This window comes from Halorubrum gandharaense (assembly GCF_054654575.1).
Genome location: NZ_BAAIET010000002.1, coordinates 108,578 through 127,081 on the forward strand (window position 1 = coordinate 108,578; position 18,504 = coordinate 127,081).

General features: G+C 69.5%; 18 protein-coding genes. 17 read left to right on the forward strand and 1 reads right to left on the reverse strand.

Annotated features, from left to right (window positions below; translation table 11 throughout):
- The first annotated feature begins 29 nt into the window (after positions 1-29).
- Together ACYQ07_RS09600 and ACYQ07_RS09605 are read left to right on the forward strand one after the other, a co-directional pair.
- Positions 30-326: a DUF7130 family rubredoxin-like protein gene (locus ACYQ07_RS09600; protein WP_459880634.1), complete on the forward strand. Its 297-nt coding sequence runs from the start codon at positions 30-32 to the stop codon at positions 324-326.
- A 79-nt stretch (positions 327-405) separates the two neighbouring features.
- Positions 406-1,326 carry a ketopantoate reductase family protein gene (locus ACYQ07_RS09605; protein WP_459880637.1) on the forward strand — a complete coding sequence of 307 codons (921 nt, stop codon included), beginning with the start codon at positions 406-408 and terminating at the stop codon, positions 1,324-1,326.
- A gap of 96 nt (positions 1,327-1,422) precedes the next feature.
- Here ACYQ07_RS09605 and ACYQ07_RS09610 read toward each other — a convergent pair whose 3' ends face one another.
- The gene (locus tag ACYQ07_RS09610; protein WP_459880640.1) at positions 1,423-1,647 is read right to left on the reverse strand and encodes a DUF7556 family protein; all 225 of its coding nucleotides are present in this window, start codon (positions 1,645-1,647) and stop codon (positions 1,423-1,425) included.
- Positions 1,648-1,920: 273 nt separating this feature from the next.
- Here ACYQ07_RS09610 and ACYQ07_RS09615 point away from each other — a divergent pair, with 273 nt between their 5' ends.
- The 15 genes from ACYQ07_RS09615 to metX all read left to right on the forward strand — a co-directional run bounded on the left by ACYQ07_RS09615 (position 1,921) and on the right by metX (position 18,441).
- The gene (locus ACYQ07_RS09615; RefSeq protein ID WP_459880642.1) at positions 1,921-2,769 is read left to right on the forward strand and encodes a CBS domain-containing protein; all 849 of its coding nucleotides are present in this window, start codon (positions 1,921-1,923) and stop codon (positions 2,767-2,769) included.
- Between the two features lie 3 nt (positions 2,770-2,772).
- Entirely contained in the window at positions 2,773-4,557 is a 1,785-nt protein-coding gene (glyS, locus tag ACYQ07_RS09620; protein ID WP_459880645.1) for a glycine--tRNA ligase, read from the forward strand.
- A 94-nt stretch (positions 4,558-4,651) separates the two neighbouring features.
- On the forward strand, positions 4,652-5,263 hold the full coding sequence (locus tag ACYQ07_RS09625; protein WP_459883042.1) for a dolichol kinase: 612 nt from the start codon (positions 4,652-4,654) through the stop codon (positions 5,261-5,263).
- Positions 5,264-5,344: 81 nt separating this feature from the next.
- Positions 5,345-5,479 carry a hypothetical protein gene (locus ACYQ07_RS09630; protein WP_459880648.1) on the forward strand — a complete coding sequence of 45 codons (135 nt, stop codon included), beginning with the start codon at positions 5,345-5,347 and terminating at the stop codon, positions 5,477-5,479.
- A 369-nt stretch (positions 5,480-5,848) separates the two neighbouring features.
- Positions 5,849-7,105: an argininosuccinate synthase gene (locus ACYQ07_RS09635; RefSeq protein ID WP_459880651.1), complete on the forward strand. Its 1,257-nt coding sequence runs from the start codon at positions 5,849-5,851 to the stop codon at positions 7,103-7,105.
- Positions 7,106-7,109: 4 nt separating this feature from the next.
- Positions 7,110-8,585, forward strand: a complete 1,476-nt coding sequence (gene argH, locus ACYQ07_RS09640) for an argininosuccinate lyase (protein WP_459880654.1) — start codon at positions 7,110-7,112, stop codon at positions 8,583-8,585.
- Positions 8,586-8,850: 265 nt separating this feature from the next.
- A complete protein-coding gene (gene lysW / locus ACYQ07_RS09645; RefSeq protein WP_459880657.1) occupies positions 8,851-9,021 on the forward strand; it encodes a lysine biosynthesis protein LysW in 171 nt (56 codons plus the stop codon).
- 57 nt (positions 9,022-9,078) lie between these two features.
- The gene (gene lysX, locus ACYQ07_RS09650; protein WP_459880660.1) at positions 9,079-10,002 is read left to right on the forward strand and encodes a lysine biosynthesis protein LysX; all 924 of its coding nucleotides are present in this window, start codon (positions 9,079-9,081) and stop codon (positions 10,000-10,002) included.
- Positions 9,999-11,048, forward strand: coding sequence for an N-acetyl-gamma-glutamyl-phosphate reductase (gene argC / locus ACYQ07_RS09655; protein ID WP_459880663.1), 1,050 nt, complete (start codon positions 9,999-10,001; stop codon positions 11,046-11,048). The genes lysX and argC overlap by 4 nt, the downstream gene beginning before the upstream one ends.
- Entirely contained in the window at positions 11,045-11,983 is a 939-nt protein-coding gene (locus tag ACYQ07_RS09660; protein ID WP_459880666.1) for an acetylglutamate/acetylaminoadipate kinase, read from the forward strand. The genes argC and ACYQ07_RS09660 overlap by 4 nt, the downstream gene beginning before the upstream one ends.
- The gene (locus ACYQ07_RS09665) at positions 11,980-13,119 is read left to right on the forward strand and encodes an aspartate aminotransferase family protein (protein WP_459880668.1); all 1,140 of its coding nucleotides are present in this window, start codon (positions 11,980-11,982) and stop codon (positions 13,117-13,119) included. Before ACYQ07_RS09660 ends, ACYQ07_RS09665 begins: the two co-directional genes overlap by 4 nt.
- Positions 13,116-14,267, forward strand: a complete 1,152-nt coding sequence (locus tag ACYQ07_RS09670; RefSeq protein ID WP_459880671.1) for a [LysW]-lysine hydrolase — start codon at positions 13,116-13,118, stop codon at positions 14,265-14,267. Before ACYQ07_RS09665 ends, ACYQ07_RS09670 begins: the two co-directional genes overlap by 4 nt.
- A gap of 147 nt (positions 14,268-14,414) precedes the next feature.
- Complete coding sequence (gene argF, locus ACYQ07_RS09675; RefSeq protein WP_459883044.1) at positions 14,415-15,311, forward strand: ornithine carbamoyltransferase; 897 nt, start codon at positions 14,415-14,417, stop codon at positions 15,309-15,311.
- A 450-nt stretch (positions 15,312-15,761) separates the two neighbouring features.
- Complete coding sequence (locus ACYQ07_RS09680; protein ID WP_459880674.1) at positions 15,762-17,081, forward strand: O-acetylhomoserine aminocarboxypropyltransferase/cysteine synthase family protein; 1,320 nt, start codon at positions 15,762-15,764, stop codon at positions 17,079-17,081.
- A gap of 7 nt (positions 17,082-17,088) precedes the next feature.
- The gene (gene metX, locus ACYQ07_RS09685) at positions 17,089-18,441 is read left to right on the forward strand and encodes a homoserine O-acetyltransferase MetX (RefSeq protein WP_459880676.1); all 1,353 of its coding nucleotides are present in this window, start codon (positions 17,089-17,091) and stop codon (positions 18,439-18,441) included.
- Positions 18,442-18,504 lie beyond the last annotated feature (63 nt).

Consider the following 18,504-nt stretch of genomic DNA (forward strand, 5'->3'; position numbering starts at 1 on the left):
AAGGGGGTGGAGCACGAATATCCTGCCGTATGTCCACCGAGGAACCGGTATTCGCGGATGTGAGCATCGGCCAGTCGGTGTACGACGCCGACGGAAACGAGCTGGGGTCGGTTCGGGGAGTCGACGACGACGGGTTCTACGTGCGGGCGCCGGCGGGCTCCGACGCGGTGAACCTCACCGAGGCGCGCGACGTGTTCGGGACGGCGTACGTGATGTGGCGGTGCTGGGAGTGCGGCGAGATGGGCGAGATCGGCACGGAGCTTCCCGAGAGCTGCCCGAACTGCGAGGCACCCCGCGAGGAGCTGTACTACTGGGCGGAGGACTGAACGGGACGGCGGTGCAGCGCCGTTCCCCGTCCTCCCGATCACCCACCCACCTTTTCAGGGACGCGGTCGACGGACCACCATGAGGATTCTCGTCTACGGCGCCGGCGCGCTCGGGAGCCTCGTGGGCGGGCTCTGCGCGCGCGAACACGAGGTGACGCTCGTCGGGCGCAACCCGCACATGCGCCGGATCCGGGAGGACGGCCTCCGGATCAGCGGGGCGGTCGAGGCCCACGTCCACCCGGAAGCGGTCACCGACGGCCGCCACCGGTCGGCGGACCTCGCGCTGGTGACGACGAAGGCGTACGACACGGACGCGGCCGCGCGGGCGCTCGCGACCGGGGAGTACCAGGCGGTCTGCTCGCTGGGGAACGGGCTGACGGAAGAGCGGCTCGTCGCGGCGCTCGACGCCCTCGTGCTCGCGGGGACGGCGAGCTACGGCGCTCGACTCGTGGAGCCGGGCCACGTGGAGTGCACCGGCGTCGGCGAGATCGTGGTCGGCGCGCTCCACGGCGGCCCGAACGCCTTCGCGGAGCGGCTGCGCGCGGCGTTCGACGCCGCCGGAATGCGCGCGACCGCGGCCGAGGACATGCCGCGTCGGCGGTTCGAGAAGCTCGCGGTCAACGCGGGGATCAACGGTCCCACGGCGCTCTCGCGGATCGAGAACGGCGCGGTGCTGGACGAGCCGGTGCGCGAGACGGCACGGGAGGCGACCCGCGAGGTGGCACGCGTCGCCCGCGCAGAGGGTCTCTCCCTGTCGGACGACGACGCCGTCGACGCCCTGAAGCGCGTCGCCGCCGACACCGCCGCGAACCACTCCTCGATGCGCGAGGACGTGACGGCGGAGCGGCGGACGGAGGTCGACGACATCTACGGCGCGGTGCTCGACCGCGCGGAGGCAGCGGAAGTCGACGCCCCCACCTGCCGGACGCTGGCGTCGCTGATCCGGGCGTGGGAGGTGGGAGTTGGTGTTCGGGCGGAACCCGAGAATTCCGACCGATAAGGGAAATAGTACGCGACGCTCGAAGCGCGGGTTCTGAAAAGGGGCGCGCCGCGACCCGCTAGCGGCCGCGGGCGAGCAACGCCGGCGGTCGCCGGCTCAACACCACTCCTCGAGGACGGGCGCGTCCGTCTCGTCGACGGAGAGCCACGCGTCCTCGCGGGAGACGTCGGCAATGACGAGCTCGGGTCGCGACCGGGCCTCGTCGACCGACGCCATGACGTCCGGCGACGCCGGGGGCTCTGCCGGCTCCGAGGCCGGCGGCAGCGCCGGCGAGTGACGGTCGGGGTCCGGTTCGTCCCAGGGAGTGGAACTCCGTGACATGGTTGTCAGAAACTGACACGGAGTAATAAACGTATCGAACCAAATCCCAATCATCGACAAGATACTCACGTCCGTGCATTAGAACCGTGGGAAAATCGAACACGAATCCGTCGATTCGACGGTCGTGTCACTGAAAATAATCTTTCGGATGAACACCCGCGGAGCGCGCGCGGTCGTCGAGCGTCGGATTCGTGGATTTCGTCGTGAACGCGGTGCGACGAGCGTCGGCACACCTTCGCAGTTTACAAGAGGCGGCCCGGCGAACGGGGGTGCATGCACGTATCTGACGCGATGACCCCGCGCGAGAAACTCGTCGTCGTGGAGATTCCCGGCTCCCGCGAGGACGCGCTGACGTACATTCAGGACCACGGCTTCTCCTCGGTGCCGGTCGTCAAGGACGTCGACGGCGAGGAGGTGTACCGCGGGCTGGTCTCGCGTGACGACCTGATCGAACAGCCGGACGAGGACCAGCTGGCGCTGTTGATGCGCGAGGTCTCGACGGTCGGTGCCGATGACGACCTGCGGGAGGCCGCCGCCACGATGGTCGCCGAGGGCGCCCGCCGGCTGCCGGTCGTCGACGGCGACGCGCTCGTCGGCATCGTGACCGTGACGGACGTGGTCCGCGCCATCGCCCGCGGCGAGGTGAACGGGTCGCGCACGGTCGACGAGCTCGCAACCCGCGACGTGAACACCACCTACGCTGAGACGCCGCTGCCGGTCGCCGAGCGCGAGATCGGCCTCTCGAACGTCCCGTACGCCGTCGTGCTCGACGACGACGCCGAGATGACCGGCATCCTCACCGAGGTCGACGTGCTCGACGTGGCCCGCATCGTCGAGGGTGAGGAGAACACCGGCAACGGGCTCGCCGAGCAGGACTCCGAGTGGTCCTGGGAGGGGATCAAGGCGACCGGCTCGCGGTACCTCCCGACGCGCAACGTGGAGATCCCCGCCGGCCCGACCCACGAGTTCATGACGAGCGACGTGGTGACGGTGACGGGGACCCGCACCGCCGAGGAGGTCGCCCAGGAGATGATCAGCAACGACGTCGAGCAGATCCCGCTCGTGAGCGGCGCCGATCTCGTCGGCATCGTGCGCGACGTGGACCTGCTGGAGGGGCTCTAACCCATGGCGAGTGCGGACCTGATCGAGCTGGCGAAGCGCCGCGGGTTCTTCTTCGGCTCCAACGGCGCGTACGGCGGCACCGCGGGCTTTTACACCTACGGCCCGCAGGGCGCCGCCCTCAAGAAGAACGTCGAGGACGCCTGGCGCGACCGGTTCACCCTGAAGGAGGGGAACCGCGAGATCGAGGCGCCGACGGTGATGCCCGAGCCCGTCTTCGAGGCGTCGGGTCACCTCGAAGGGTTCGACGACATGCTCGTCGAGTGCGGCGAGTGCGGCGAATCCCACCGTGCGGACCACCTCGTCGAGGGCGCAACCTCCATCGAGGACGCGGAGGCGCTTCCCGGGAGCGAAGTCGAGATGCTGATCCGCGACCACGACATCGTCTGTCCCGCCTGCGGCTCGCCGCTTGCCGGCCAGGACGTCGAGGACTTCAACCTCATGTTCGCGACGAACATCGGTCCCGGCGACTCCCAGCCCGGCTACCTGCGCCCGGAGACCGCCCAGGGGATCTTCGTCGAGTTCCCGCGGCTGAAGGAGTACGCCCGCGGCAACCTCCCGTTCGGCATCACGCAGATCGGCCCGGCGTACCGCAACGAGATCTCGCCGCGCGGCGGGCTCCTCCGGCTGCGGGAGTTCACGCAGGCCGAACTGGAGACGTTCATCGACCCCGAGGAGGACGAGCCCCGGCTGGAGAAGGTCGCGGACGTGGAGGTCGTTCTCTACCCCGTCACCGAACAGGAGACGGAGGACGGCGCCTACGTCGAGACGACGATCGGCCAGGCGGTCGAGGAGGGGATCATCTCCTCGCCGTGGGTCGCCTACTACCTCGGCGTCGCCCAGCAGTGGTACGAGCGGGTCGGGGTCGACATGGACCGGTTCCGCTTCCGTCAGCACCTGCCCGGCGAGCGCGCCCACTACGCGGCCGACTGCTGGGACGCGGAGTCGGAGGTCGACGGCAACTGGATCGAGATCGCCGGCTTCGCCTACCGCGGCGACTACGACCTCTCGAAACACGGCGAGTACAGCGACGACGCGTTCACCGTGTTCAAACGCTACGACGAGCCGAAGACGGTCGAGCGCGCCACCGTCGACCCCGACATGACGACGCTCGGCCCCGAGTTCGGCGGCGACGCCGGCGCGGTCGCCGAGGCGCTGGAGGAGTTGGCCGAACGCGACCCCGACGCCTTCGCGGCCGACGCCGTGAGCGTGGAGGTGGACGGCGAGACGTGCACCCTCGACACGGACGTGGCGAACTTTGCCGTCGAGGAAGTGACGGAGAACGGCGAGCACATCACCCCGCACGTCGTCGAACCCTCGTTCGGCGTCGGTCGGACGGTCCAGACCGTGCTCGCACACGCCTACCGCGTCGACGAGGTGGACGGCGAGGAGCGCACCTACCTCTCGCTGGAGCCCGAAATCGCCCCGCGCGATGCCGCCGTCTTCCCGCTCGTCACGAACGACGAGCGCCTGACCGATCTCTCGCGACGGGTTGCCGACGACCTCCGCGAGGCCGGTCTCTCCGTGGCGTACGACGACTCCGGCTCCATCGGCCGGCGCTACCGCCGACAGGACGAGGTCGGCACGCCGTTCTGTGTCACCGTCGACCGCGACGGCGTGGAGGGTGAGGGCGAAGAGACCGTCACCGTGCGCGAGCGCGACTCCGCGGCACAGGTGCGGATCCCCGTCTCGGCGCTCGCCGACGAGCTCGCCGACCTCCGTGCGGGCGGCGACTTCGCCGACGTGCTCGACCGGTACGAAACGGTCGAGACGACCGTGGAGACCAACTGACGTGACTGACCGCGACTCCGGGGAATCGAACGGTTCCGCACCTGCCGGCGTGGAGGAGTCCGTCCCGCCGGTCGCCCGATCGTGGCGCGAACGCGTGGAGTTCGAGCGCCGGCTGGTTCACGCCGGCGGGAGCCTCTACGTCGCCCCCTACCTGCTGGGCTGGCTCTCGTGGGCGGAGACCGCCGCCTTGGTGGTCGTCGGCGTGGCGATCGTCGGCGCGCTGGAGGCGCTCCGGCTCTCCGACAACGCCGGCCCGCTGGCGCCGCTGTACGCCGCGCTCGTCCGCGAGTACGAGGCCGACGGCGTGGCGGGATACGCCCTGTACCAGATCAGCATGGCAGCCGTCGCGGTGCTGGCGGTGCCGGCCGTCGGCGTCCTCTCGCCGACGTTGGCGATCCCCGCGATGTGGATGCTGTCGCTCGGCGACCCCGTCAGCGGGGCGCTCGGCGACAACGGCCCGACCGAGTTCAAACGACCCGCGGTCTGGGCGGCGATGTTCGTGACGTGTACCGTCATCGCGGCCGTCTTCACGGTGCCGGCGTTCGGCACCACGGCCGGATTCGCCGTCGCGGCGGCGGGCGCTGCGGGCGCAACCATCGCGGACGGCGTCCCGCCCCTTATCAGAGGCGTGCCGGTCGACGACAACCTCACCATCCCGCCGGCGGCCGCGCTCCTGATGGCGGTGGCGCTGTCGCTCGTCGGATAACGGAGCGGGTCGATCCGGCGCGAGACTCCTCAGCGAGCGCCCACAACGACTTTGAGCCTTGTGTCCCAACTACACAGTGCGATGTTGGAGCACGCCATCGTCCTCGGTGCAGGAGTCGTCGCCGCGGCGTCGACGGCGGCGCTCGTTCGGCTCCGCCGGGCGGGTGCGCTCCCGTCGTCCGCGGTCGAACTGGTCCACGAGAATGCGAACCCCTGAAATGCGCGCCGGGGCAGGTGGGTGCCGTGTCTGCGTGACACACTCACCCACATAAGCGTTGCCGGCGCGGAAGCTTTTAGTAGGCCGTACCCAGTACAACTCGCTAATGAGCGCGGTCACTCGTCGCGACGCCGCTCCCCTTCGAGAGCGACGAGTCCCGCGACCGCGACGAGTCGTCCGACCGCGACCGGTTTCCGGCGCGGCGCGACGACCGGCCTCCCAAGGCCACTAACTTCACTTCCCTCGTCGCGTTCGCGCCGTTTTGTCCCTTCGAGTGACCTCTCCGTCCTCGGCGAGCGTCCGCTCCGCCATTTTCTTGTAAAATCTAAACCGCTGAATTTAAGGGTGTAAAGCAGTTCTACTCCAGTAATGACGAAAGCAGCACTCGCGTTCAGTGGGGGACTCGACACGACCGTTTGCGTCCCACTCCTCAAAGAAGAGTACGGCTACGACGAGGTCATCGGCGTCAACGTCGACGTTGGCCAGCCGACCGACGAGTTCGACGAGGCGGAGGAGACCGCCGACGCGCTCGGCCTCGACCTCACGGTCGTCGATGCCAAAGAGGAGTTCGCGGACCTCTGTTTCGACGCGGTGAAAGCCAACGCGACGTATCAGGGCTACCCGCTCGGCACCGCGCTCGCGCGCCCGGTCATCGCGAAGGCGATCCTTGAGGTCGCCGAGGCGGAGGACTGTGACGCCATCGCGCACGGCTGTACGGGGAAGGGCAACGACCAGCTCCGCTTCGAGGCCGTCTGGCGCGGCTCCGACCTCGAGGTGATCGCCCCCGTGCGCGAACTCGGCCTCACCCGCGAGTGGGAGATCGAGTACGCCGCCGAGAAGGACCTCCCCGTCGAAGCCGGCGACGGCGGCGTCTGGTCGATCGACGAGAACATCTGGTCGCGTGCGGTCGAGGGCGGCGAGCTGGAGGACCCGAACTACGAGCCGCCGGCGGACATCTACGAGTGGACCGCCGAGCCCGAGGGCGAGACCACCATCGAGGTCACCTTCGAGGACGGCGTTCCGGTCGCCGTCGACGGCGAGGCGATGGACCCCGTTCCGCTCATCCAGCACCTCAACGAGTACGCCGGCCAGTACGGCGTCGGGCGCACGGACGTGATGGAGGACCGCATGCTCGGGCTGAAGGTGCGCGAGAACTACGAGCACCCGGCCGCGACCGTTCTCCTGACTGCCCACCAGGCGCTTGAGGACCTCGTGCTCACCAAGAACGAGCGCTCGTTCAAGAAGGGGATCGAACAGGAGTGGTCCGAGAAGGCGTATCAGGGCCTCACGTTCGCGCCCGTCGTCGACGCGCTCAACGCGTTCGTCGACGAGACGCAGGACGTGGTCAACGGCACCGCGACGGTGAAGGTGTCCGGCGGCTCCTGCCGCGTCGTCGCCCGCGACTCCGAGTACGCCGTCTACTCCGAGGAGATGGCGTCGTTCAACACCGAGGACGTCGCCGGCATCGCCCAGGAGGACGCCACGGGCGTCGCCAAGTACCACGGCCTTCAGGAGCGTCTGGCCAACGACGTGAAGAAGGGCGTCGAGAAGCCGGAACTCGCCACGGATGGTGGCGCCGGGGCGAACGACGTGACCAACGACGACACAGACGAGAACCAGGAATAACCCCATGAGCGACGACCCTGCCGCCGACACCGCGATCCGCCGCGACCGCTTCAGCGGCGGCCCCGCCCGCGAGTTCCTGTCGAGTCTCGACGCCGACGCGGCGATCTTCGAGGCCGACCTCGCGGTCGACCGCGCGCACGTCGTGATGCTCGCCGAGCAGGGGATCGTCGAGGAGGAGGTCGCCGGCGAGATACTCGCCGCCCTTGCGGACATCGAGGATGCCGGCCACGGCGCGCTGCCCGATGGCGAAGACGTTCACGAGGCGATCGAGACCGCCGTGATCGACCGCGTCGGCGCGGACGGCGGGAAGATGCACACCGCGCGCTCGCGCAACGACGAGGTGGCGACCTGCATCCGCTACCGCCTGCGCGAGGACGTGCTGGCGGCCGTCGAGGCGACGATCACGCTCCGGGGGGCGCTCCAGGAGGTCGCGGCGGCACACACGGAAACGGTCATGCCCGGCTACACCCACCTGCAGCCCGCCCAGCCCACGACGCTGGCCCACTACCTGCTGTCGTACGAGGGCGCGGTCGCCCGCGACACCGAGCGCCTGCTCGACGCGTACGCGCGAGTCAACCGCTCGCCGCTCGGCGCGGCGGCGTTCGCGGGAACGCCGTTCGACGTGGACCGCGAGCGCACCGCAGAGCTGCTCGGATTCGGCGGCACCGTGCGCAACTCGATGGACGCCTCCGCCGGACGCGACTTCCTGGCGGAGACGGCCAACGCGCTCGCGACGCTCGCAACGACGCTGTCGGGGCTCGCGGAGGACCTCATCATCTTCGCCAACAAGGGGTACGTCGAGCTGTCGAACGACTACTCGTCGACCTCCTCGATCATGCCCCAGAAGAAGAACCCGGACACGCTGGAGCTGACCCGCGGCGTCGCGGGCGACGCGGTCGGCGAGGCGACGGGGACGCTGACGCTGCTGAAGGGGCTCCCCCGCGCGTACAACCGCGACCTCCAGCGCGCCCACCCGGGCGTGTTCGAGATCGCCGACGACGTGCGCGAGGCGACGGAGATCGCCGCGGGCGCGGTCGCGACCGCCGACTGGAATGAGGGGACGCTGGCGACGGCCGCCGGCGAGGGATTCTCGACGGCGACCGGCGTCGCGGACCTGCTGGCGATGGCCGGGCTCCCCTTCCGGACGGCCCACGAGGTCGTCGCGGACGCCGCCGAGGCGATCGCGGACGGCGACGACCCGGAAACGGCCGCCGCAAAAGTTGACGAGGCCGCACGAGGCGTATTGGGGGAGTCCCTGTTCGAGTATGTGAGCCGTGCGGACGTGGAACAGGCACTCGACCCGGCCGAAAGCGTCGCTAGCCGCGACTCCGCCGGCGGCCCCGCCCCTGAGGCGGTCCGTGAGGAGCTGTCGACGGCGGACGCCGCGCTCGTGGCCGACGAGACGACGCTTGAGGAGGCGCGCGCGTCGCTCGCGACCGCCGAGGAGACGCTCGCCGCGGAGGTGGCCGACTATGTCTGAGCCGAGTGTGCAGCCGGTCCGATGCGAGCGACGATCGCCGGACAGCGCGGCCCCGCCGCGTTCGCCGGCGGCGATTCGACCGCCGCGACCGGCGCCGAAGCCGCCGTCCCCGTTCGGGGACAACTAATACTCGAAATCTGACATCGGATTTCACACGGCGGTTGAAAACGAGCAAAACACCAGTAGCGCAGCCTGCAGATTGTATAACTAATCCGATAAGTTCGATACGTTTATAGGGTCGTACGCTGTATCCGTGAGTACGACAATGAGCCAAGCCGAATGCGTGGAGTGTGGGGGCGACGTCTCGCTCCACGACGACTTAGAGGCCGGAGAGATCATCGACTGTGCGACCTGCGGCGCCGAGCTGGAGGTCATCGACGTCTCCCCGCCGGTCCTCGATCGAGCCCCGGAGCTCGAAGAGGACTGGGGGGAGTAACATGAACGACGCGAGAACACAGTACTCGCTGGCTCACGCGAACCAGGGGTGGTTCGCGTGAAAATAGGCATCCTCTACTCCCGGATCCGCAAAGACGAGAAGCTCCTCCTCGCGGAGCTCCGCGAGCGCGGTCACGAGGTCACCAAGATCGACGTGCGCAAAGAGCAGTTCGGGCTCCACTCCACGTCGGCCGACGTGGAGGACCTCGACATCGTCGTCGACCGCTGTCTGGCGACGAGCCGCTCGCTGTACGCGACGGAGTTCCTCGACAGCTACGGCGTTCCCGTGGTGAACTCCCCGGACACCGCCGACATCTGCGCGGACAAAGCGAAGAACTCGCTCGCGCTCGCGGAGGCCGGCGTCCCGACGCCGAACACGGAGGTCGCGTTCACGACCGACGCCGCGATGGAGATCATCGAGGAGTTCGGCTACCCCTGCGTGCTCAAGCCCGTGGTCGGCTCGTGGGGTCGCCTGATGGCGAAGATCGACACCGAAAGCGCCGCCGAGGCGATCTTGGAGCACAAGGCGACGCTGGGCCACTACGAGCACAAGGTGTTCTACGTCCAGGAGTTCGTCGACAAGCCCGGTCGCGACATCCGCGTCGTGGCCGTCGACGGCGAGCCGATCGCCGCGATGACGCGCTCGTCGGACCACTGGCTCACCAACGCCGCGAAGGGCGGCGAGACGAAGTCGTTCGACGTCGACGACGAGGCGCTCGAACTCGTGAAGAAGGCCTCCGACGCGGTCGGCGGCGGCCTCCTCGGCATCGACCTGATGGAAGTTGGTGTCGACGAGAACGGCGAGCCCGGGGGCTACACCGTCCACGAGGTGAACCACACCGTCGAGTTCAAGGCGCTCAACGACGCCAGCGACGTGGACGTGCCCGCGGCGGTCGTCGACTGGTTAGAGGAGAAGGCCGAGGCTGCGTCGGGAAACGGCGACTCGGCGGCGACTGACGAGGAGGCTGAGCTACTCGCATGAGCGAGGAGCGCCTCACCGCCAGCGTCGTCGGCGGAACCGGGTTCACCGGCGGAGAGCTGTTGCGACTTCTCTCGGGTCACCCGAACTTCGAGATCGCGCAGGCGACCTCGCGCTCGGCGGCCAACAAGACGGTCGGCCACTCGCACCCGAACCTGCGCGGGCTGGACCTGCGCTTTTCCGACCCCGACGACCTCGAATCCGTCGACGTGCTGTTCTCCGCGACGCCCCACGGCGTCTCGATGGAGCAGGTCGACATCTACTTCGAGGCGGCCGACACGGTCGTCGACCTCTCGGCGGACTTCCGCCTGCCGACCGCTGATCTGTACGACGAGTGGTACGAGGGCCACGTCGCGCCGGAGTACCTGGAGAAAGCCGAGTACGCGCTTCCGGAGCTCAACCGCGAGAACCTGCCGGGCGCCGACCTGATCGCGGGCGGCGGCTGTAACGCCACCGCGACGATCCTCGGCTTGAAACCCCTCGTCGATCAGGGGATCCTCGGTCCCGACACGGGCGAGGTCGTCGTCGACGTGAAGGTGGGCTCCTCGGAGGGCGGCGCCGGCGGCGGCGCGGCCTCCTCACATCCGGAGCGCTCGGGCGTCGTGCGCCCGTACGCGCCGATCAGCCACCGCCACGAGGCGGAGATCGCGGCGTATCTCGGGCTGGACGTGTCCTTCACGGTCCACGCCGTGGACATGGTCCGCGGCGCGAGCGCGACCTGTCACGTGTTCCCGGACGGCCCCGTCTCGAAGGGCGACCTCTGGGGGGCCTACCGCGGCGCCTACGACGAGGAGCCGTTCATGCGGCTGGTCGCGGGCGGCGGCGGCGTCTACCGCTACCCGGAGCCGAAGGCGGTCGCCGGCACCAACCACGGCGAGGTCGGCTTCGAGCTCGACGCGAGCAACGAGCGCGTGGTCGTCTTCTCGGCCATCGACAACATGATGAAAGGGTCGGCCGGACAGGCGGTCCACGCGGCGAACATCGCCTTGGACCTGCCCGAGACGGCCGGCCTGGAGTTCGAGGGGCTCCACCCCGTGGGATCGCCATGAGCGGCGACGGTCATAGCGCCCTCGCGGATGACAGCAGCACCCCCGCCGACGAGCCGCCGGTCGTCGTGAAGATCGGCGGTGCGAAGGCGGTCGACCCGGCGGGCGCGGTGGGCGACGTGGCCCACCTCGTCGCCAACGGCCGGCAGGTCGTCGTCGTCCACGGCGGCTCCACCGTCGTCGACGAGACGATCGAGCGGCTCGGCATGGAGCCGGAGTACGTCGAGTCCGCCTCCGGCGTCACCGGGCGGTTCACGGACGCCGACGCGATGGAGGCGTTCACGATGGCGATGGCGGGCAAGCTCAACACCGAGCTTGTCGCCGGCTTCCGCGAGGCGGGCGTCGACGCCGTGGGGCTCAGCGGCGTCGACGGCGGCCTCCTCTCGGGGCCGCGCAAGTCCACCGTGCGCGTCGTCGAGGACGGGAAAAAGAAGATCAAACGCGGCGAGCACTCGGGGAAGATCGAGTCGGTGAACGCCGACCTGCTCGACTCCCTGCTCGCCGACGGCTACACGCCGGTCGTCTCCCCGCCCATGGAGGGGAAAGAGAGCGACGACGGCGTCACGCCCGTCAATGCCGACGCGGACCGCGCGGCCGCCGCGGTTGCGGGTGCGCTCGGCGCCGAACTCGTCCTGCTGACGGACGTGGCCGGCGTCTACGCCGACCCGGACGACCCCGACACGCTGATCGAGTCGGTAGCAACGCCCGCGGAGCTCGACGCGCTGGAGGACGCCGCGGAGGGATTCATGGGCAAGAAGGTGATGGCGGCGACGGAGGCGCTCTCGGGCGGCTCCCCGACCGTCGTCATCTCGGACGCGAACGTCCGCGACCCGGTGGTCGCCGCGCTCGGCGGCGCCGGGACGACGATCAAACGGTCCGTGCTGGATGCGGACGATGCGAACGATGATGGTGAAGCGAACACGGAGGTGTCCCAATGAGCGGCTTCGTCTTCTCGGAGAAGCCGATCGCGATGGCGTCCGGCGAGGGCGCGTACCTCACCAGCGAGAACGGCACCGACTACCTCGACTTCGGCGCCAGCTACGCCTGCACCCCGCTCGGCCACTCACATCCGGCCGTCACGGAGGCGGTTCAAGAGCAGGCGGCCGAGCTGACCTACGTGCAGGCCTCCTACCCCGTCGCGGAGCGGACGGAGACGTACGAGAAGTTGGCGACGCTCGCGCCCGAGGGGCTGGAGAACGTCTGGCTCTGTAACTCGGGCACGGAGGCCAACGAGGCCGCGATGAAGTTCGCGCGCTCGGCGACCGACTCGACGAAGATCGTCGCCACCAAGCGCGCGTTCCACGGCCGGACGATGGGCGCGCTCGCGCTCACGTGGAAACAGCAGTACAAGGCGCCGTTCGAGCCGCTGGCCGGCGGCGTCGAGTTCGTGGAGTACGGCAACGCCGACGAGCTGGCCGAGGCGGTCGACGACGACACCGCCGCGGTGTTCCTCGAACCCGTGCAGGGGGAGGGCGGGATCCACCCCGCAGCCGTCGACTACCTGCAGTCCGCCCGCGAAGTGACCGAGGCGAACGACGCCGCGCTCGTCTTCGACGAGATCCAGACCGGCATGGGCCGGACGGGAACGCTGTGGGCCTGCGAGCAGGCCGGCGTGGTTCCCGACATCCTCACGACCGCGAAGGGGATCGCGAACGGGCTTCCGATGGGAGCGACGCTGTGTGCCGACTGGATCGCTGAGGATCCCGGCGACCACGGCTCGACGTTCTCGGGCGGTCCGGTCGTCTGTGCGGCGGCGAACGCCACCCTCGACACGCTCGTCGAGGAGGACCTGCCGGCACACGCCGGCGAGGTGGGCGACTACCTCGTCGCGGAGCTGGAGGCCGCCACGGACGAGCACGACCTCCCCGTCCGCGAGGTGCGCGGCGAGGGGCTGATGGTCGGCATCGAGGTGAAACGCGGGGCGAACCGCGTGCTGCGCAACCTCGCCATCGAGCAGGACGTGCTGGCGCTGCCCGCGGGCCGCACCGTCGTGCGGCTGCTCCCGCCGCTGACGATCGACGAGGACCACGTCGACGAGTTCGTCGACGCGTTCGTGGAGGTGCTCGGCGAATGAGCGGGGGCGGAAACTCCGATGACGCCGAGCCGGCGGAGTCGTCCGCAACCGGGACCGACGTGGTCGCCGGCGGGGGGTATCCCGCCGCCTGCGACACGCCGGCCCGCAAGTTGCTGTACGACCTCGTCTCGATCCCCTCGCCGTCGGGCGAGGAGGCGGTCGCCGCCGAGCGCCTCGTCGACTTCTTCGAGGCGAACGGCCGCGAGGCGTGGCTCGACGACGTGGGGAACGTTCGCGCCCCCGCGGACGACGCCGTGCTGCTCACCTCCCACATCGACACCGTGCCGGGCGATATCCCGGTCGAGGTGAAACCCGCGGCAGACGACGACCCGGTCGCGGAGCCCGGCGAGCCCGTGCTGTGGGGTCGCGGGAGCGTGGACGCGACCGGCCCCCTCGTTGCGATGGCGGTCGCCGCCGTGCGGACGGGCGTCTCCTTCGTCGGCGTCGTCGGTGAGGAGACGGACTCCCGGGGCGCCCGCCACCTCGTCGAGGAGCGCGAGACGGAGCCCGACGCCGTCGTCAACGGCGAGCCGTCGGGCTGGGACGGGATCACCCTCGGCTACCGCGGCTTCCTGGCGGGGACATACGTCAACGCCAGCGAGTCGGGCCACTCCTCGCGCCCGGAGCCGAACGCGATCCAGCACGCCATCGACTGGTGGCACGGCGTCGAGGAAACGTTCACGCCCGACGACGGGTCGACGCCCGTCTTCGAGCAGGTGACGACCAAGCCCGTCTCGATGGACGGCGGGCTCACGGAGGACGGCCTCGCGGTGGAGGCGACGATGGACGTGCAGCTCCGGGTGCCGCCCGCCAGGACCGTCGACGAGGTCCACGAGCTGGCGGAAGCGGAGCTGACGACCGGGTCGGTCCAGTGGAAGGAGCCGATCCCGCCGGTGATGGAGAGCCCGCGCACCGACCTCGCGCGGGCGTTCCGGGTCGCGATCCGGGGCGCCGGCGGCGACACCCGCCTCCTTCGCAAAACCGGGACGAGCGACATGAACCTCTTTGCGGCCGCGTGGGACTGCCCGATGGTCACCTACGGCCCGGGCGACTCCGACCTCGACCACGCACCCGACGAGCGCGTCGCGCTCTCGGAGCTGGACCGGGCGACGACCGTGTTGAGCGACGTCTGTCGAGACCGACGGTAGGCGTCGCGGCTCACGCCGCGGCGCCGACGCGTTTTGTGAGGCCCCGATCGCTGACTGACGACGCTCAACACGATGCAGACCACCGACACCACACTCACACCGACCGACGACCGGAACGACTCGACCGATACCACCGACGACCACACCATGACCCTCGCCACCGACGACTTCCTCGACATCGACGACGTGACGCCCGCGGAGCTTGACCGACTGATCGACCGCGCCGCGGCGCTGAAGGCGGGCGAGGACGGCGGCTCGCTCGACGACATGACGCTCGGGATGATCTTCGAGAAGCCGTCGACGCGGACGCGCGTCTCCTTCGAGACGGGGATGACCCAGCTCGGCGGCCACGCGATGTTCCTCGGGCCGGAGGACATCCAGCTCGGTCACGGCGAGCCGCTCCGTGACACCGCCCGCGTGCTCGGCCGCTACGTCGACTGCGTGATGGGCCGGCTGTTCGACCACGCCGACGCCGAGACGCTCGCGGCGTACGCCGACGTGCCCGTGGTCAACGGACTCACCGACGAGGCACACCCCTGCCAGACGCTCGCTGACCTGCTCACGATTCGCGAGACGGTCGGCGAGGACGCCACCGTGGCGTGGGTGGGCGACGGCAACAACGTCGGACAGTCGTTCGTCGTCGGCGCCGCGATGGCCGGCATCGACATCGAGGTGGCGACGCCCGCCGACTACGGGATGGACCCCTCGGTGTTCGAGCGCGCCGCCGCGTTCGGCGCCGACGTGGAGCCGACGACGGACCCCGAAGCCGCCGTCGCGGACGCCGACATCGTCTACACCGACGTGTGGATCTCGATGGGACAGGAAGGACTCCGCGCGGAGAAGCTCGACGCCTTCGACGGCTTCCAGGTGAACGACGAGCTGCTCGCGGACACCGACGCGCAGGTGATGCACTGTCTGCCCGCCCACCGCGGCGAGGAGATCACCGACGAGGTGATGGAGTCCGACCGCGTGCTCGTCTGGGACCAGGCGGAAAACCGCATGCACGCCCAGAAGGCGCTGCTGTTGGAGCTGCTCGGCGAATAAGCCCGGAAAGCCGACGCTGTTGAACCCCCTTCTTCAGGCGCATTCTCGCTCGAAACAGCCGGTCGAGGTGAATTGCTCGTTGAGCGACCTCGGGAGTGAGTTACGCACGACGCGCGTGTGGTTTTATCAGTAGACAAGCACAGTGTACCGGGAGCGTCGCGAGGGCGCTTTGCGCCCAAGTCGACGGCTTCCGGCGATTTTTGGTGGAAATTTTTCACGGAGTGGTCGGCAGGGGCGCCGAAGGCGCCCCGTCCGCCGACCCGACGCAGAAAAAGGTCCACTCCCGATATCGGTCACCAAGCCGTCTCCGTCAACCGGATCGGTCAGTTGATTATGCGTCTGAAAATAGCGTTTCGCTCCTCGGACCGCCACCGACCCGCGTCCGCGTCGAAGGCAGGCGTTGCCGTAACTGACGGTTATAGATGTGTGCAGCTATTATGCACGCTACACATGACACGTGGGTTCAGAACCCGGAGTCTCCACGCCGGGACCGAGCCGGACCCGGCGACCGGCGCACGCGCGACGCCGATCCACCAGACGACGTCGTTCGTGTTCGAGGACGCCGACGAGACCGCGGAGCGGTACGCGCTGCGGGCGGACGGCCACATCTACTCCCGGCTCTCGAACCCGACCGTTTCCGCGTTGGAGCGGCGCATCACCGACCTCGAAGGCGGCTCCGACGCCGTCGCCACCGGGTCGGGAATGGCCGCCATCGACGCGATCGCCACCGTGCTCGCGCGCGCCGGCGACAACGTCGTCGCCGCCTCGGAGATGTACGGCGGCACGTCGGCGTACTTCACCACGATCCTCAACCGCCGGGGCGTGGAGGCCCGGCTCGTGGAGACGCTCGACTACGAGGCGTACGAGGAGGCGATCGACGAGGACACCGCGTTCGTCCACGTCGAGACGATCGCCAACCCCTCGCTCGTGACGCCCGACTTCGAGCGACTCGCCGACATCGCCCACGAGCACGCCGTCCCGCTGGTGGTCGACAACACGTTCGCGACCCCGTACCTCTGTCGCCCGTTCGAGCACGGCGCCGACATCGTCTGGGAGTCCACGACCAAGTGGATCACCGGCAACGGAACCACCGTGGGCGGCATCGTCGTCGACGGCGGACAGTTCCTGTGGGACCATCCCGAAGCCGACTACGACGAGCTCTCGGGCAAATCGCCGGCGTACCCGATCGACTTCGTTGAGCAGTTCGGCGACGCCGCCTTCGCGAACGTCGCGCGCCAGCGCGGGGTGCGCCCGACGGGCGGCCAGCAGTCCCCCTTCGATGCCTGGCAGACGATCCAGGGGCTCAACACCCTCCCGCTCCGGATGGACCGCCACTGTGAGAACGCCCGCGAGGTCGCCGAGTTCCTGCGCGAGGACGACCGCGTCGACTGGGTGACGTACCCTGGCTTCGAGGACCACCCGACCCACGACAACGCCGCGGAGTATCTGGACGGCTACGGCGGGATGGTCACCTTCGGCGTCGACGCCGGCTACGAGGCGGCCAAGACGCTGTGTGAGGCGGTCGAGCTGACGAGCTTCCTCGCGAACGTTGGCGACGCCAAGAGCCTCATCATCCACCCGGCCTCCACCACCCACGCACAGATGAGCGAGACCGAACAGGTCGCCGCCGGCGTCTTCCCGGACATGCTCCGGCTCTCGGTCGGCATCGAGGACCCCGAGGACGTGATCGCCGACCTCGACGCCGGGCTCGACGCCGGCGAACGGGCGGCGACGGACTCGGACGCGTCGGGCGACGCCGTGGAGGAGTGAGCCCGAGATGAGCACGACACCCGCAGACGCCGACGTGGCCACCCTCGGCGAGTTCGTCTTCGAGTGCGGCCAGTCGGTCCCTAATCTGGAGGTCGCTTACGAGACGTACGGCGAGTTCGAAGGCGACAACGCGGTGTTGGTCTGTCACGCGCTCACCGGGAGCCAGAACGTCGCGCGGACGCCTACCCCCGCGGGTGCCGCCGGGGCGGGCGGTGCCACCGGCGACGATGCGGGGCAGGGAGGCAACACGGGGCAGGCTGGACAGGCCCGCGCATGGTGGGACGACGTGGTCGGGCCGGGCAAGGCGATCGACACGACGGAGTACTACGTCGTCTGCGCGAACGTTCCCGGCTCCTGTTACGGCTCCTCCGGCCCGGCGAGCGAGCGCCCCGAGGGGCTCTACGCGGACGCCAAGCGCGAGGCGCCCGACCACGACCGCTGGGGCACCGCGTTCCCGCCCGTGCAGGTCGAAGACTGGACGCGCGCACAGCGCCGGCTGCTCGACCACCTCGGCGTCGGCCGGCTCCGCGCGGTCGTCGGCGGCAGCGTCGGCGGGATGAACGTCTTGGAGTGGGCGAAACGCTACCCCGACGATGTCGACTGCGTCGTCGCAGTCGCGGCGGCCGGTCGGCTCGACCCACAGTGTCTCGCGCTCGACGCCATCGCCCGCCGCGCGATTCGGTCGGACCCCGACTGGAACGAGGGCGACTACTACGGCGAGGACCGCCCCGCTCCCGACAACGGTCTCGCGCTGGCGCGCCAGATCGGCCACGTGATGTACCTCTCGAAGGCGTCGATGGAGCGGAAGTTCGGCCGGCGCTCGGCCGGCCGCGACTCGCTCGGCCGTGAGGAGGGCGGGCTCGGCCTGCCGACGGACCCCGCCGCGTCCTTCTTCCCGTATCGGGAGGTCGAGTCGTATCTCGACTACCAGGCTGACGGTTTCGTCGACCGCTTCGACGCCAACAGCTACCTCTATCTCACGCGGGCGATGGACGAGTACGACCTCGCTGCGGGCTACGGCGACGACGCCGACGCCCTCGCCGCTTTCGCGGGCGAGGCGCTGCTGGTAAGTTTTACCGGCGACTGGCACTTCACTGTCGACCAGTCCGAGACGGTGGCGCGGGCGTTCGACGCCGGCGACACGCCGGTTGCTCACCACGTGGTGGACTCCGACCACGGCCACGACGCGTTCCTCGTCGAGCCCGAACACGTCGGCCCGCCGATTCGCGACTTCATCGCGGACGGCGTCGAGGGCGGCGCGGTCGTCGACGATCTGGAGCGCGATCCGGACGGGGACCCCGCCGAGACGGACGGCGGTCCCCAGCACGCGCCGGTTCACTCCAGCCTGTTTCGCGGGTGACGGCGTCGGCTTCAACGGCGGTGAAAGTCGTCGTCGCCGCCTCCTTATAAGAAGTCTCCCACG